A 13,901-nucleotide genomic window follows, 5' to 3' on the forward strand; every position below is an offset into this window, starting at 1 on the left:
TGGCCTCTGAGTTCCGCTACCGCGACCCGGTGCTGGATGAGCGCACGCTCGTGCTCGCGATCTCCCAGTCCGGTGAGACAGCTGACACGCTGGAAGCCGTGCGCCACGCGAAAACGCAGGGCGCGAAGGTGCTTGCGGTGTGCAACACGAATGGTTCGCAGATTCCGCGTGAGTCCGATGCAGTGCTGTACACCCATGCGGGTCCAGAGATCGGTGTGGCGTCGACGAAGGCGTTCCTTGCGCAGGTGGCGGCGAACTACATCGTGGGTCTTGCTCTCGCGCAGGCGAAGGGCACGAAATACCCGGATGAGATCCGTGCGATCTGGGATGAGCTTGAGGCGATTCCGGCCAAGATCGAGGAGGCGCTGGCCAGCCACGACCAGGCGAAGCAGATTGCTTCGACGCTTGGCGCGGTGCAGACGATGCTCTTCCTGGGGCGCGGTGTTGGCTTCCCAATTGCGCTTGAGGGAGCGCTGAAGCTGAAGGAGCTCGCGTACATCCATGCGGAAGGTTTCGCGGCAGGCGAATTGAAGCACGGTCCGATTGCGCTGATCGAGGACGATCTGCCGGTCGTGGTCATCGTGCCGAGCCCGCGCGGGTTGCCGCAGCTGCACTCGAAGATCGTGTCCAACATCCAGGAGATCCGGGCGCGTGGCGCGAAGACGATTGTGATCGCGGAGGAAGGCGATACCTCGGTGGAGCCGTACGCGAACTGGCTCATCCGCATCCCGCAGTCGCCGACGATCATGCAGCCGTTGCTGGCTACGGTTCCGTTGCAGTTCCTCGCGGCGTTCATCGCGCGGGAGTGCGGCAACGATGACATTGATAAGCCGCGCAACCTGGCCAAATCGGTCACGGTCGAGTAGTGCTCGCAGCTCTCGGCTTCGCGTTCATTGACTCGATCAACCTGTTGTTGATCGGGGTCATCGTCGCGGTGGGCATTGTGGCACCTCGCTTTCCGACGACCGCCGCTTTGCTCATCGCCGGCGACTGGCTCGGCGTTGCATCGTTGGCCTTCTTGATGCTCGTCGTATTCGACGGGCTGGGCGATGTGGTGCATCGCTTTGTCGACGGGCCGGTGTTTGGCATTTTGCTCATTGCCACCGGTCTTCTTACCGCGGTGCTTGCTGTGCGTGGCGGTGATAATTCCGGGCTTGTGCAGCGCATTATGCGGCCGCTGCGCACCCCATCCGGCACGACGGTGCTGGTGGGCTTCGTGCTGGGCATCATCCAGTCAGCGACGTCGGTGCCGTTCTATGGCGGCTTGGCGGTGCTTTCCACGGCGGGTGTGCCAGTGGGGACCCGCTACGCCTTCCTGGTGTTGTACGCCACCGTCGCGTTGAGTTTGCCCACGCTATGTGCCCTGCTTGTCGCCTGGGTTCGCCACTACCCGGAGAGCCCTGCCGGCCGCGTGTTTGAGGCTGCGCGACAGAACTCCGCAGCCGTATCCGCTGGTGCGACGTGGGCCGTGGCGGTGTTGTTGGCGGGTCTGGGTGTGCTGCATCTGGTGTGATGTGGGGCAGCTGGCACAATGACAGCTATGAGTCCCGCCACCTTGACCATTGACCTCGGTGCGATTGCACACAACACTGCCGTGATGAAGCGCGTGGCGGGTGAGGCCAAACTCATGTGCGTGGTCAAAGCAGACGCCTATAACCATGGTGCGCAGCGCGTTATCCCGGCGATGGAAGACGCCGGCGCCGACGCGTTCGGGGTGGCCACTCTTGCGGAGGCTGCCCGGATCCGCCAGCTCACCGATAAACCGGTACTGGCGTGGATTTGGCAGCCGGGGGAGGAGATCCCTGAGGGCATCGAGGTGGGGGTTCCCGGCTTGGAGCATCTGCGTTGGCTGGTGAACCACAACGTGAAGTGCCCCGTGCACCTCATCGTGGACACCGGCCTCAATCGCTCCGGGATTGATGAGGAAGACTGGCCGCAAGCCTTCGACCTTGCCACCGCCTCCGGCCTGGAGGTTCGCGGTCTGATGTCGCACTTTGCCTGTGCTGATGAACCCACCCATCCCTACAACCAGGTGCAGCGTGATGCTTTTCAGCGGGCCATCACCCTTGCCCGCGCCCACGGGTTAGAGGTGCCCGTGAACCATTTGGCCAACTCACCGGGCACACTCACCGGTCCGGAAAATGCTTTCGGGATGGTCCGCCCGGGTATCGCGCTCTACGGGCTTAACCCGGTGGAGGGCACTGGGGCCGACGCGACGGCTGGCGCTGGCGCTGAACTTCAACCAGCGATGACCCTGTCCGCTGGGCTCACCGCCGTGAAGCGCATCAGCAAGGGCGAAGGGGCGAGCTACAGTTTGACCTGGACAGCACCGGAGGATGGCTGGACCGCCATTGTCCCGATGGGATACGCCGACGGAATCCCGCGTGCCTGGCAGGATCACATCGAGGTCACCATCGGTGGTCGCCGCTACCCACAGGTCGGCCGGGTGTGCATGGACCAATTCATCGTGTGGCTGGGGGCTGACCGCGCGGGCATAAACGTTGGTGACCAAGCAGTCATCTTCGGAGGCGGCGGCATGAGTGCCGCTGAGCTGGCGCGCCGGGTGGGCACGATCCACTACGAGGTGGTGTGTGCGCCGGGTGGGCGTGTGGTGAGGGAGTACGTCGATAAGCAGGAGAGCCATGAAGCAACCGTTTGATTCCCCAGGAACCGTCGAATGCGCGAGCGCTGATGACACGCGCGCGTTCGGCCGCACGCTGGGCGAGGCGCTGGAAGCTGGCGACGTTGTCATCCTCGACGGCCCCCTCGGCGCCGGCAAAACCACCCTCACGCAGGGAATCGCCCAAGGGATGGGTGTGAAAGGGCGCGTGACTAGCCCCACTTTCATCATCGCGCGCGAACACAAAAACCCGACGGGTGGGCCTGCGCTCGTACATGTTGATGCCTACCGGCTCCTCGACAGCGTCGGCGGCACCGGCTCGGTCGACCCGCTCGGCGAGTTGGATGCGCTCGACCTGGACTCCGAACTCGATAGCGCCGTCGTGGTGGCGGAGTGGGGCGGGGGCCTCGTTGAACAGCTGGCCACACGCTACCTACTAGTCACTCTGGACCGTGACACGCGTGTGATGGAAGACCCAGAATCGCAGGCCCGCATCATCTCCTGGGCGCCATCAGAGTAGGGTTGGTCCCATGCAAAAGCTGACTGCTAGCCAAAAAGGTTGGACCGCCATTGTTATCGCGCTGTGGGTGATCGTGCTCGCAGCCCTGATTTTTGTTATGCCGAGTTTGAGCGCCGCCTCCGGGCAGAAAGCGCTTGGAGAAGCAGAAGCATCTGGGTCGTTGGCAACGACGCTTGCGGAGATGCAGCCGCCGACCAATGACGCCGTCGCAGCCGAGATTATTGACCTGCGTTACGTGTACGGCCAGGAGATTCAAGGCTTTGTTCCGGTGTGCAACAACGAGCCGGAGCAGCTGGTGGACATGAAGCTGCAGGCCGCCGGTGATCTTGCGGATCAGATCAAACTGGACGGTAGCAACAACTACATTCTGCTGTTCGATGATTCGAGTGAGCAGGCTGTCGCAGTTGATGCGGTCCCGGCCAACGTGATGGACCTGTGCGGAGACAACTATTTCCAGGAGATCTTCAGCACTGAGCAGGGTTTCCCGGTCCACTACGACGGCAGCATGTGGCGTTTCGGCCCACGTATTCAGTAGCCCAGCAGCCACATGATTGTCCTCGCGCTTGATACGGCCACCACAGATTTGGTGGCCGGCATCGTTGATGCGCGTTCGGGGGAGACCCTCGCGGAGGTGGTCACCCCGACGCGTGCCCACAATGAGCTGCTGGTTCCCACGGTGATGGAACTGCTCGCGTCCGCAGGGCTCGCGTTCACCGACTTAGAGGCGATTGTTGTGGGCTGCGGCCCCGGCCCCTTCACGGGTCTGCGCGTGGGCATGGCTACTGCATCCGCGTTTGGGCAGGCCCTGGGGGTGCCCGTGCATGGTGTGTGCACACATGATGCGGTTGCTTTGCTTGTGCGCGGCTCCTCCCTCATCCTCACCGACGCCCGCCGCCGCGAGGTGTACTGGGCGCGCTACTCCGGCGGCGAACGCGTTGATGGCCCCAACGTAATTGCGCCTGACCAGCTTGAGTCAGGCGCGGTGGACGTCGTGTCCGTGCCGGATCACTTGCGTGCGAAACTGCCACCGGCGCTCGTTGAAGCGGCGGGCACCGTCACGTATGAAGCACCGCGCGCTGAGGCGTTGGTTGCCGCCGCGCGGGCAACTGTGCGCGATCTGGGCGCGCCGGGTGAGCCACTCGTCCCGCTGTATCTGCGTCGCCCAGATGCGAAAGAGCCCGCAGCGAAGCCGCTGTCACCGGCGATTCCGCGCGTAGCTGTCGACGAGGAGTAACCCCGTGCGCATCCGTGAACTCCGACCCGCCGATGCTGCTGCAGCCGCGGCCATTGAAGCGGATCTCTTTGTCGACGAAAGTCCATGGTCCCGCGATGTCTTCCTCACGGAACTCGCGCACCCCTACACCTTCTATGTTGGGGCATTCGTGGAAGACAGCGACGAAGTCGTTCTTGCCGGGTACGCCGGCGTCGCCCGCCTAGGGCCACGCGAAGACCCGGAGTTTGAGGTGCACACCATCGCGGTTGCGCGCCAATTCCAAAGCCACGGCATTGGACGTGCGCTCATGGACCAGCTGGTGCACGCCGCGGATATGTACGACGCCCAAATGTTCCTCGAAGTCCGCACCGATAATGAGCCCGCCATCGCGCTATACAAGAGCTACGGGTTTGCCGAGGTGGGAGTGCGCAAGGGATACTATCCCTCTACTGGAGCAGATGCGTACACGATGATGCGCCACTCCGTGTCTGAGGTGTCAGTGGGGTCAAAGGAGTCAGAGCAATGATCATTCTGGGAATCGAATCCTCCTGCGACGAAACAGGCGTGGGTGTTATTGATCTACAGCCGGACGGCAGCATGCAGATTCTCGCAGACGTCGTGGCATCGTCCATGGAAGAGCACGCCCGCTTCGGTGGGGTGGTGCCCGAGATCGCGTCCCGCGCCCATCTCGAGGCGATGCCACGTGTGATGGAAAAAGCGTTGGCGGATGCTGGCATCACCAAACCGGACGCCGTCGCTGCGACAGTCGGGCCGGGTCTAGCAGGGGCGTTGCTCGTCGGGGCGTCAGCGGCGAAGGCCTACGCCGCAGCGTGGGGTGTGCCCTTCTATGGTGTGAATCACCTGGGGGGACACGTTGCCGTGGCCAACCTTGATGATGCGGATGAACTACCGCACTCCATTGCGCTACTCGTCTCCGGCGGGCACAGCCAAATCCTTGAAGTCGATGCGGTAGGCAAACCTATGAAGGAGCTCGGAAGCACGCTTGACGACGCTGCCGGCGAAGCCTACGACAAAGTCTCCCGCCTGTTGGGGTTGGGGTATCCGGGTGGGCCGGTCGTCGATAAGCTTGCGCGACGCGGTGAGCCGAATATTTCCTTCCCACGCGCCCTGTCGCGCGCTGAAGACCTGCGCGGCGAGCACCGCTACGACTTTTCTTTCTCCGGCCTGAAAACTGCCGTCGCGCGGTACGTTGAGGCCGCCGAGCGGGCCGGAGAGGTGATCAGCGTCGAGGATGTGTGCGCATCCTTCCAGGAAGCTGTCGTGGACGTTCTCACCGCAAAAGCCATCATGGCCTGCGAAGACGCAGGAGCGCGCACCCTGTTGCTCGGTGGGGGAGTCGCGGCGAACTCGCGGCTGCGGGAACTTGCGCAAGAACGGTGCAACGCCCACGGAATCGAACTCCGAGTGCCGCGCTTCGCCCTGTGTACCGACAACGGAGTGATGATTGCGGCACTTGCCGCCCAACTCATCCACGAAGGCGCGCAGCCTTCCGGGTGGGACACCGCAACGGACACGGCACTTGAGGTGGAGACCCCGCTCGTTCATTCTTAAGTCTCACCGAGCGAAGTCTGTACTTTCGGGTTAACGTGACAACCGCGTAAAAATTCACATCCCGAAAGGACGCTCTCCCGCCATGAAGTCTCGCGATCATGAACGCTTCGGTTTTCTGGTGAATCCGGACCTGACCTACCGTCGGATCATCTTTGACATTGACCACGCGAGCCAGTTCCTCGGCCCCGTTGTTCTTGAGGGAGTGCGTGTCGCGTTTTCCCAAAACGACACGCAATATGAGGCCATTTACTCACCGCAGGCTCGTGAGAATCGTGCCGCGCCGAACCCGGTTGCGTCCATGGCGGCGAACTTGGCGGCGACGGACAACGCTAATTTCCTGCAAGACCCGACATCGGCGATTTCCGGCCCGGTCATCTTCGTCGGTCGCGATGGGCACAGCATTGACGACGACATCGTGGACCAAATCAAACAAGCCATCCGCGCCGTCCGCCACTACAAGGACGACAACCCGGAGGAGTACAACCTCTGGCACAACGCTGTGCTCAACATGGGGACGGTGCAGGACTAGCTCCGAGCGTGGGGCTGGTGAGCCCCATTGTTGTCGTTTAGCACTCGCATGGGTAGAGTGCTAAACAGGTTTTGGGCACAGTTTGTTCACCCGCGACGACGGCTGCGCACCGAGAAACCGTGTAATGAATCCAACTTTCACGAAAGGTTCAATCGTGGCAAACGTCAACATCAAGCCTCTGGAAGACAAGATCCTCGTTCAGATTGTCGAAGCTGAGACCACCACCGCTTCCGGCCTGGTCATCCCGGACTCCGCACAGGAGAAGCCGCAGGAAGCAACCGTTATTGCTGTCGGCCCCGGCCGCTGGGACGACGAGGGCGAGCACCGCATCCCGGTGGACGTCAAGGAGGGCGACACCGTGATCTTCTCCAAGTACGGCGGCACCGAGCTGAAGTACAACGGCGAGGAGTACTTGCTGTTGTCGGCGCGTGACCTGCTGGCCGTCGTCGAGAAGTAAAAGGCGGGATTAATCCCTTATGGCAAAACTCATTGCATTTGACCAGGAGGCCCGCGAGGGCATCCAGCGCGGTGTGGACATCCTCGCCGACTCAGTCCGCGTGACGCTAGGCCCGCGTGGCCGCAATGTTGTGCTGGACAAGGCGTTCGGTGGTCCACTCGTGACCAATGACGGCGTGACCATCGCCCGCGACATCGACCTCGAGGAACCGTTTGAGAACCTCGGTGCGCAGCTGGTCAAGTCCGTCGCTGTGAAAACCAATGACATCGCTGGTGACGGCACGACCACCGCAACACTGCTCGCCCAGGCCATCATCAACGAGGGCCTGCGCAACGTTGCCGCTGGTGCGAACCCGATCGAGCTGAACAAGGGCATCGCAGCAGCTGCTGAGGCTGTGGTCGAAGAGCTCAAGGCGCGCGCGACCGAGGTGTCCTCCAACGAGGAGATCGCCAACGTTGCCACCGTCTCCTCCCGCGACTCCGTCGTCGGGGAGATGGTTGCCGGCGCCATGGACAAGGTGGGCAAGGACGGTGTCCTCACCGTTGAGGAGTCCCAGTCCATCGAGTCCTACGTGGACGTCACCGAAGGCATCTCTTTTGAGAAGGGTTTCCTGTCCCCCTACTTCATGACCGACCCGGAAGCCGGCCAGGCCATCCTGGAGAACCCGCAGGTCCTGCTCGTCCGCAACAAGATCACCTCCCTGCCGGAGTTCCTGCCGCTGCTGGAGAAGGCCGTGGGCACCTCCCGCCCGCTGCTCATCATCGCTGAGGACATTGAGGGCGAGCCGCTGCAGACCCTCGTGGTCAACTCCATCCGTGGTGCCCTGAAGGTTGTTGCGGTGAAGTCGCCGTACTTCGGTGAGCGCCGCAAGGCCTTCATGGACGATCTCGCTGTGGTCACTGACGCCACCGTCATCGACCCGGAGGTCGGCGTGAACCTCAAGGACGCGGAGCTTGACGTGCTGGGCAGCGCCCGCCGCGTCACCGTGACCAAGGATGACACCGTCATCGTCGACGGCGCTGGCACGCCTGAAGCAGTGGAGAACCGCCGCGAGCAGATCCGCCGCGAGATCGAGAACACCGATTCCACCTGGGACAAGGAGAAGGCGGAAGAGCGCCTGGCCAAGCTGTCCGGTGGTGTCGCTGTCATCCGCGTCGGTGCTCCGACGGAGACCGAGGTCAACGAGCGCAAGCTGCGCGTCGAGGACGCCATCAACGCTGCCCGTGCGGCTGCACAGGAAGGCATCATCGCCGGCGGTGGTTCCGCGCTGGTGCAGATCGCAGCCAAGCTCGAGGAGCTCGCTGCGAACTACCCGGGTGAGCAGAAGACCGGTGTACTCACTGTTGCTCACGCGTTGGTGAAGCCGGCTTATTGGATCGCAGAGAACGCGGGCCTGGATGGTTCCGTCGTTGTGTCCAAGGTCGCTTTGCTGCCGAACGGCGAGGGCTTCAACGCCGCCACGCTCGAGTACGGCAACCTCATCGCGCAGGGCATCATCGACCCGGTGAAGGTGACTCACTCTGCTGTGGTCAACGCCGCGTCCGTGGCACGCATGGTGCTCACCACTGAGGCTTCTGTGGTGAACAAGCCTGAAGAAGAAGAGGGCCACCAGCACTAAGCAATTGCTTATCGACGAAGCGCTCCCACCCGGGGGGCGCTTTTTCGTCTGTTTAAGCGGCTTGGGGGAACACCGTTTGCATCGCTCCGTACGGGTATGTGGTGTTGACCACCGGATAGCCCTTGGGGGAGATCCACGTGGGGGTGCCGGTGCGCATTTCGATGTGACCGCGGTGTGGCTTGTGTAGGTCGTCGTCGTTGACGCGGTTGTGGTAACGACACAGTGGTGCCAGGTTTTTCAAGTTGGTTTCCCCACCGTTTTTCCACGCGGTGATGTGGTGAGCTTCGCACAGGTCCGCCGCCTGGTGGCAGCCCACGAACGAGCACACCGGAGAGACGGCTTTGGCCAGATCCCGCTGCTTCTGGTTAGCAAAGCGCTGCCCGCGGTACAGGTTGATCGCGCCTTCGGAAGGGTGGAAAAGCGCCGCCTCCAGGTGATTGTCTTCGGTGGCGATGAACCGGTTGAGGTATTCCGCACCCGTCATCGTGGTGCCATCTGTCATGCCCAAGATAATCTCGTCGCCTTCACCGGAGAGGATCTGTACGTGTTGGGCGAGGCCGACAAGCAACAAGGGTCTGGGGATCGCTTCGGCGAAACCACCGTTACCACGTAAGAGGGCGATGATTGCTTCTAATAATTGCGGGCCGATCGGCCTCGAAGGGTCAATGTCCTGATAAGCATGAAACTTGAGGTCAGCGGCGGTTCGCTCATCCATGGTCAGTGTCACGGTGGTCATGCCCATATGTGGAGCACCGAAGCTGGCTTGTTCGCGTGGAGGAGTCTTCTCCTTCGCAGGCACGATGCGTTTTGCCAGGGCATTAAGTGCTTTCCAGGTGTGTGAAACGTGTGCGGCGGCGCTCAGAAGTTTCATCCGGTAACTATGACGGCGCGTGGCGTGAGAGATGTGCTTAATGGTCCGCTCGATGAGGGCGAGCATGCCAATATTTAGCGCTAAAGCGCGTGCTTTATCGCGCGCCTTTTGCTGCTTGGCGGAGGATAGGTTCTCGCCGTAATACGCCTCATGAACTAACTTCCAGTTGTTCACTGTGGCTTGTTCAATGCCGGCATCAACCGCCCGGGATTTATCAAAGTGCTCTAACGCGTCAATGCCTAATGAGCTATGGGCATCTATGAGATCATTAAAAGTTTTCATGCCCCGACGGTAACTGCGATAAAACCCCTGGGTAAAGGGTTCTTGAGATTTCACACAATTTAAGAATCTATGGAACCAAACAGGGGTCTGAAGCAGTCTAAGTAAGGTTGGGGGTTTTGAAACGTCGATAAGCGAAAGCCTAGTTTGCGGCGACCTTGACGCGACGAAGAGCTGCCTGGCGTTCGGACTCGCTCATGCCACCCCAAATGCCGTACGGTTCCGCGACCGCAAGCGCGTGAGCGCGACATTGTTCGAGGACAGGGCAGGAAAAGCAGATGGCTTTCGCACGGTTCTCACGCTTCGCGCGCGCACGACCGCGCTCCCCGTCGGGGTGGTAGAAGACCTCGGATGCCTCGCCGCGGCATGCGCCATGAAGTTGCCAATCCCAGAAATCCGCATTCGGGCCGGGAAGCTGTTGAGGCATGGATATCGCGGGCATATTCATCTCCGTGTGTAAAACTTATGGCGAATAATTTCTCGCGCAGTGTGCAAGGCGATGGTGAACAATGGGTTTCTGCCAGGTTTCGCACAGTTATATGTGGCCTAGCAGGCGTCATTTTGCTATATCTGACGTGCATAAATGTGCAAAGGTGAAACGTTGGTGAATTGTTGGTGACTTCCGCTGGAAACCACCTCGCTTCACCCTGTGAGAGTTAGGGAGATTAGGTAGCTGACGCGTAGGATGTGGCCGGTGCACATTTAACGTGCCTGCAAAGTTTGGTTTTGCCTGCCCATCTACGCTCATCTACGCCCATCTACGAGAAAAAGGAGAGACGTCGTGGCCTCATCCGACGCGGATCAACGTCTCGCCGAACTCGTGCCTTTAGCGCAGGCAGAGGATGCTGCGGCGCTGCAGGAGATCATCAAGATTGTGCACCCGATGGTGCTGCGTTACGCCCGTGCGCGGATTAGTTCGGGCCGGACTCCCACGGCCGAGGATGTTGCCCAGGAGATTTGTCTGGCGGTGGCAACGAGTGTGGGGAAGTATCAGGACACTGGGAAGCCGTTTATGGCGTTCGTGTATGGCATCGCGTTCAACAAGGTTGCGGATGCTCACCGGGCGTTAGCGCGCGATAAAACGAACCCGACGGATGAGGTTCCTGACCAGGAATTTTCCGGCGTTACCCCCGAAGATGCAGCGATGGTCACGGCGGGAAGTAACAGAGTGCGTGCTTTACTCGATCTGTTAAGTGACAAGGCGAGAGAGATTGTTGTCCTGCGTGTGTTTGTCGGATTGTCTGCTGAGGAAACAGCGGAGATCGTGGGCAGTACTGCAGGGGCGGTCCGTGTCGCACAGCACAGGGCGCTTGCCACACTCCGGCGGGCACTCGAAGACGGAGTTTCAGGAGGGTAGTTATGGAGCCAACGTCCACGTTTGGCCGTCATCACCGTCGCTATGAGCACGATGTTCAGGCAGATGACGCCTTCCTGACCTCGCTTTCGCTGGGTGTTGATCCGTCCGATGGTGTGGATGAGCTCGCGTCGCTGCTGTTGGGGTTGCGGGATGAGGTTGAAGCACCCATGCCATCCGCCCCGCTTATCGACGGCGCTTTGGCGCCCGTCACCTCTATAACCGAGCACCGCGCGAAGCGGGATGCGTCCCGTCGTTTCCGGACGAGTCCGTGGATGGCAGGCCTCGTCGGTGCCGCTGCGGCCACCGTCGTCGTTGCTGGTAGCGGTGCTGTTTTGTACAGTGCGTCACCGGGGTCTGCTTTGTGGGGTCCGTCCCAGGCTGTTTTCGGTGAGCGCAAGAATGTCGTGGAGTTGGCTACCAAGCTCGACGAGATTGAAACGATGACTGAAAGTGGCAACTTGGCTGGTGCAAAGCTGCTGATTGATCAGCTGCGTGAGTCCATGAACCTTGAGCGCGGTGTGCCGCCCGAAGACGGAGGTGACCCAGCTCCGAAGGAGACCGTTGTGGTCACGCCTGAGCCGGAACCTGCAGGGGAGAAAACTCAAGAGACTGTCACCGTGACGCTCGAGCCGACCACTGTCACAGTTGTGGTGACGGAGCAACCGGGCGAAACCACGACTACGGGCAGCCCTGCTGCACCGTCGAGCACGCGTCAGGGTGCGCCAACACCGGGGCCTGCTGCGCATCCGGGGGCGCCCACTACGCAAGCTGGCCAATCCTCCTAGTGGGGGTTTAACGCGCGTCGAGGCCGTCGAGGTATCCCAGCGCGTAGTCCCAGGGCACGTAGGCCTGGATGTTGGGCTGAGCGCTCGGCTCATGAACCGGGGGTAGTTCGCCGTGGAGGCTGGCGATCATGTTGTTGATCATGATGTCCCAGTCATAAAAATGCATCTCTTCGCAATCCTCGCAGACGAACGTGATGCCAAGGATGCCACGGGGTTCGAGAACAAGTTTGAATTCCCGAGTCTGGGCCAGATCGCGGAGGACAGCTTCGCGCTCCTCCGGGGTGAGTGGCGTGGGGGCCTCGTCGTCCTCGATGAAAGACGCCGGGTCATTGGGGTCGTCGGCGAAGGGGTCACGAGGCATCATCGAGTCGAAGAACACGCCCCCAGCCTAGGCAAGGCTTGAGCAGGGGGCCAATTCGGGGACACCTGCGCTCATTGGGGGAGTAGGTGGTTTACCCACTATGCTTGCTGGCTAGAAGCGGAAGCGAGAAACAGCAAGGGAGCGACATGGGTAACATCTTCGGTTCTAAGAATTCCGGTGAGAGGGTGCATACCGGCGGCGATGACCCGTCGAAGGTGCTTCTACGTGGTTTGACCTTTGACGATGTGTTGCTCCTGCCCGCGGAGTCCCACATCGTTCCGGGGGAAGTGGATACCTCGGCGCAGTTCACCCGCAATATTCGTTTGGGTATGCCGATTGCGTCGGCAGCTATGGATACGGTGACGGAGTCCCGCATGGCTATTGCCATGGCGCGCCAGGGCGGCATTGGTGTGCTGCACCGTAATTTGTCGGCGGAGGACCAGGCGGAGCACGTTGATGTGGTGAAGCGTTCGGAGTCCGGCATGGTTACGGATCCGGTAACGGCTACTCCGGACATGAGTATCAGTGATGTGGATGCCCTGTGCGCACGTTTCCGCATTTCCGGTTTGCCGGTGGTGGATGAGCAGGGGGTGCTGCTGGGCATTATTACGAACCGCGATATGCGCTTCGAGGCTGATTTCTCCCGCCCAGTTTCCGAGGTGATGACGCCGATGCCGCTGGTGGTGGCGCAGGATGGTGTGAGCAAGGAAGAGGCGCTCAAGCTGCTGAGTGAGAATAAGGTGGAGAAGCTGCCGATCGTCGATAAGCAAGGCAAGCTTACTGGTCTGATCACCGTGAAGGATTTTGTGAAGACCGAGCAGTTCCCCAACGCGTCGAAGGACAGTGAGGGGCGTCTGCTCGTCGCGGCGGGCATCGGCACGGGCGAGGATTCCTACAATCGCGCGGGCCTGCTTGTCGACGCGGGCGTGGACGCCCTCGTCGTCGACTCCGCCCACGCGCACAACAACCGCGTCCTGGAGATGGTCGCGCGCGTGAAGAAGGATTTCGGCGAACGCGTCGACGTCGTGGGCGGCAACCTGGCCACCCGCGAAGCTGCAGCCGCGATGATTGAGGCGGGCGCGGACGCCATCAAGGTGGGCATTGGCCCGGGCTCCATCTGCACCACGCGCGTGGTTGCTGGTGTGGGCGCCCCACAGATCACCTCGATTCTGGAGGCGTCTGTGCCGGCACACGCAGCTGGCGTTCCAGTCATTGCGGATGGTGGCATGCAGCACTCCGGTGACGTGGCTAAGGCACTCGCCGCTGGCGCGTCGACCGTCATGCTTGGCTCCATGCTGGCTGGTACGAAGGAAGCCCCAGGCGATGTCGTTGTTGTTGGCGGCAAGCAGTACAAGCGCTACCGCGGCATGGGCTCCATGGGTGCGATGCAGGGCCGTGGTCTGTCGGGTGAGAAGCGCTCCTTCTCCAAGGACCGCTACTTCCAGGCTGATGTGACCAGCGAAGACAAGCTCGTGCCGGAAGGCATTGAAGGCCGCGTGCCGTACCGCGGTGAGATTGACGCGATCACCCACCAGATCGTTGGTGGCCTGCGTGCGGCGATGGGCTACACCGGTTCTGCCTCCATCGAAGAGCTGCAGACCAAGCGCTTCGTTCAAATCACTACCGCTGGCCTGCGTGAGTCCCACCCGCACGACATCACGCAGACCGTCGAAGCACCGAACTACAGGGGTTAAGCATGCGTGATTACGTTGAAATTGG

The 13,901-nt window shown here is 61.2% G+C and carries 17 protein-coding genes; 14 read left to right on the forward strand and 3 right to left on the reverse strand.

What is annotated here, in order from left to right; translation table 11 throughout:
- From Q0X21_RS08820 to groL, 11 genes are all read left to right on the forward strand, one after another.
- Nucleotides 1–866, forward strand: an 866-nt coding sequence (locus tag Q0X21_RS08820) for an isomerizing glutamine--fructose-6-phosphate transaminase (protein ID WP_297851533.1), incomplete at its 5' end; no start/stop codon positions are given.
- On the forward strand, nt 866–1,513 hold the full coding sequence (locus tag Q0X21_RS08825) for a GAP family protein (protein ID WP_102723978.1): 648 nt from the start codon (nt 866–868) through the stop codon (nt 1,511–1,513). The genes Q0X21_RS08820 and Q0X21_RS08825, both read left to right, overlap by 1 nt.
- 27 nt (nt 1,514–1,540) lie before the next feature.
- Entirely contained in the window at nt 1,541–2,659 is a 1,119-nt protein-coding gene (gene alr / locus Q0X21_RS08830; protein ID WP_297851534.1) for an alanine racemase, read from the forward strand.
- Nucleotides 2,643–3,140, forward strand: a complete 498-nt coding sequence (gene tsaE / locus Q0X21_RS08835; protein ID WP_034664189.1) for a tRNA (adenosine(37)-N6)-threonylcarbamoyltransferase complex ATPase subunit type 1 TsaE — start codon at nt 2,643–2,645, stop codon at nt 3,138–3,140. The genes alr and tsaE overlap by 17 nt, the downstream gene beginning before the upstream one ends.
- Before the next feature lie 10 nt (nt 3,141–3,150).
- A complete protein-coding gene (locus Q0X21_RS08840; protein WP_034664187.1) occupies nt 3,151–3,675 on the forward strand; it encodes a hypothetical protein in 525 nt (174 codons plus the stop codon).
- A 12-nt stretch (nt 3,676–3,687) separates the two neighbouring features.
- Nucleotides 3,688–4,374 carry a tRNA (adenosine(37)-N6)-threonylcarbamoyltransferase complex dimerization subunit type 1 TsaB gene (gene tsaB / locus Q0X21_RS08845; protein WP_297851535.1) on the forward strand — a complete coding sequence of 229 codons (687 nt, stop codon included), beginning with the start codon at nt 3,688–3,690 and terminating at the stop codon, nt 4,372–4,374.
- Nucleotides 4,375–4,378: 4 nt separating this feature from the next.
- The gene (rimI, locus tag Q0X21_RS08850) at nt 4,379–4,879 is read left to right on the forward strand and encodes a ribosomal protein S18-alanine N-acetyltransferase (protein ID WP_297851536.1); all 501 of its coding nucleotides are present in this window, start codon (nt 4,379–4,381) and stop codon (nt 4,877–4,879) included.
- Entirely contained in the window at nt 4,876–5,925 is a 1,050-nt protein-coding gene (gene tsaD, locus Q0X21_RS08855; protein ID WP_297851537.1) for a tRNA (adenosine(37)-N6)-threonylcarbamoyltransferase complex transferase subunit TsaD, read from the forward strand. The genes rimI and tsaD overlap by 4 nt, the downstream gene beginning before the upstream one ends.
- Nucleotides 5,926–6,007: 82 nt before the next feature.
- A complete protein-coding gene (locus tag Q0X21_RS08860; RefSeq protein ID WP_034664180.1) occupies nt 6,008–6,454 on the forward strand; it encodes a hypothetical protein in 447 nt (148 codons plus the stop codon).
- Nucleotides 6,455–6,608: 154 nt separating this feature from the next.
- Nucleotides 6,609–6,911: a co-chaperone GroES gene (gene groES / locus Q0X21_RS08865; RefSeq protein ID WP_034664178.1), complete on the forward strand. Its 303-nt coding sequence runs from the start codon at nt 6,609–6,611 to the stop codon at nt 6,909–6,911.
- Between the two features lie 19 nt (nt 6,912–6,930).
- The gene (groL, locus tag Q0X21_RS08870) at nt 6,931–8,529 is read left to right on the forward strand and encodes a chaperonin GroEL (protein WP_297851538.1); all 1,599 of its coding nucleotides are present in this window, start codon (nt 6,931–6,933) and stop codon (nt 8,527–8,529) included.
- A 52-nt stretch (nt 8,530–8,581) separates the two neighbouring features.
- Here the strand turns inward: groL and Q0X21_RS08875 are convergent, their stop codons facing one another.
- Nucleotides 8,582–9,736, reverse strand: coding sequence for an HNH endonuclease signature motif containing protein (locus tag Q0X21_RS08875; protein ID WP_297851539.1), 1,155 nt, complete (start codon nt 9,734–9,736; stop codon nt 8,582–8,584).
- An 85-nt stretch (nt 9,737–9,821) separates the two neighbouring features.
- The gene (locus Q0X21_RS08880; RefSeq protein WP_034665365.1) at nt 9,822–10,112 is read right to left on the reverse strand and encodes a WhiB family transcriptional regulator; all 291 of its coding nucleotides are present in this window, start codon (nt 10,110–10,112) and stop codon (nt 9,822–9,824) included.
- Nucleotides 10,113–10,460: 348 nt separating this feature from the next.
- Here Q0X21_RS08880 and Q0X21_RS08885 point away from each other — a divergent pair, with 348 nt between their 5' ends.
- Complete coding sequence (locus Q0X21_RS08885) at nt 10,461–11,036, forward strand: sigma-70 family RNA polymerase sigma factor (protein ID WP_034665321.1); 576 nt, start codon at nt 10,461–10,463, stop codon at nt 11,034–11,036.
- A 2-nt stretch (nt 11,037–11,038) separates the two neighbouring features.
- Complete coding sequence (locus Q0X21_RS08890; protein WP_297851540.1) at nt 11,039–11,821, forward strand: hypothetical protein; 783 nt, start codon at nt 11,039–11,041, stop codon at nt 11,819–11,821.
- Between the two features lie 7 nt (nt 11,822–11,828).
- On the opposite strand, the gene Q0X21_RS08895 is transcribed toward Q0X21_RS08890, so the two are convergent.
- Nucleotides 11,829–12,185 carry a DUF5319 domain-containing protein gene (locus Q0X21_RS08895; RefSeq protein WP_084576718.1) on the reverse strand — a complete coding sequence of 119 codons (357 nt, stop codon included), beginning with the start codon at nt 12,183–12,185 and terminating at the stop codon, nt 11,829–11,831.
- A gap of 143 nt (nt 12,186–12,328) precedes the next feature.
- On the opposite strand from Q0X21_RS08895, the gene guaB reads away from it, so the two are divergent.
- Nucleotides 12,329–13,876: an IMP dehydrogenase gene (gene guaB, locus Q0X21_RS08900; RefSeq protein ID WP_102723969.1), complete on the forward strand. Its 1,548-nt coding sequence runs from the start codon at nt 12,329–12,331 to the stop codon at nt 13,874–13,876.
- The last annotated feature ends 25 nt before the right edge of the window (nt 13,877–13,901 follow it).

The sequence above is a fragment of the uncultured Corynebacterium sp. genome (genome assembly GCF_947253065.1).
Taxonomy (GTDB): Bacteria; Actinomycetota; Actinomycetes; order Mycobacteriales; family Mycobacteriaceae; genus Corynebacterium.

Bases quoted from the DNA above. Each gene is read 5' to 3' on its own strand.
- alr (WP_297851534.1), top strand. From the start codon at position 1,541: ATGAGTCCCGCCACCTTGACCATTGACCTCGGTGCGATTGCACACAAC.
- tsaE (WP_034664189.1), top strand. From the start codon at position 2,643: ATGAAGCAACCGTTTGATTCCCCAGGAACCGTCGAATGCGCGAGCGCT.
- Q0X21_RS08840 (WP_034664187.1), top strand. From the start codon at position 3,151: ATGCAAAAGCTGACTGCTAGCCAAAAAGGTTGGACCGCCATTGTTATC.
- tsaB (WP_297851535.1), top strand. From the start codon at position 3,688: ATGATTGTCCTCGCGCTTGATACGGCCACCACAGATTTGGTGGCCGGC.
- tsaD (WP_297851537.1), top strand. From the start codon at position 4,876: ATGATCATTCTGGGAATCGAATCCTCCTGCGACGAAACAGGCGTGGGT.
- Q0X21_RS08860 (WP_034664180.1), top strand. From the start codon at position 6,008: ATGAAGTCTCGCGATCATGAACGCTTCGGTTTTCTGGTGAATCCGGAC.
- groL (WP_297851538.1), top strand. From the start codon at position 6,931: ATGGCAAAACTCATTGCATTTGACCAGGAGGCCCGCGAGGGCATCCAG.
- Q0X21_RS08890 (WP_297851540.1), top strand. From the start codon at position 11,039: ATGGAGCCAACGTCCACGTTTGGCCGTCATCACCGTCGCTATGAGCAC.
- Q0X21_RS08895 (WP_084576718.1), bottom strand. From the start codon at position 12,185: ATGATGCCTCGTGACCCCTTCGCCGACGACCCCAATGACCCGGCGTCT.
- guaB (WP_102723969.1), top strand. From the start codon at position 12,329: ATGGGTAACATCTTCGGTTCTAAGAATTCCGGTGAGAGGGTGCATACC.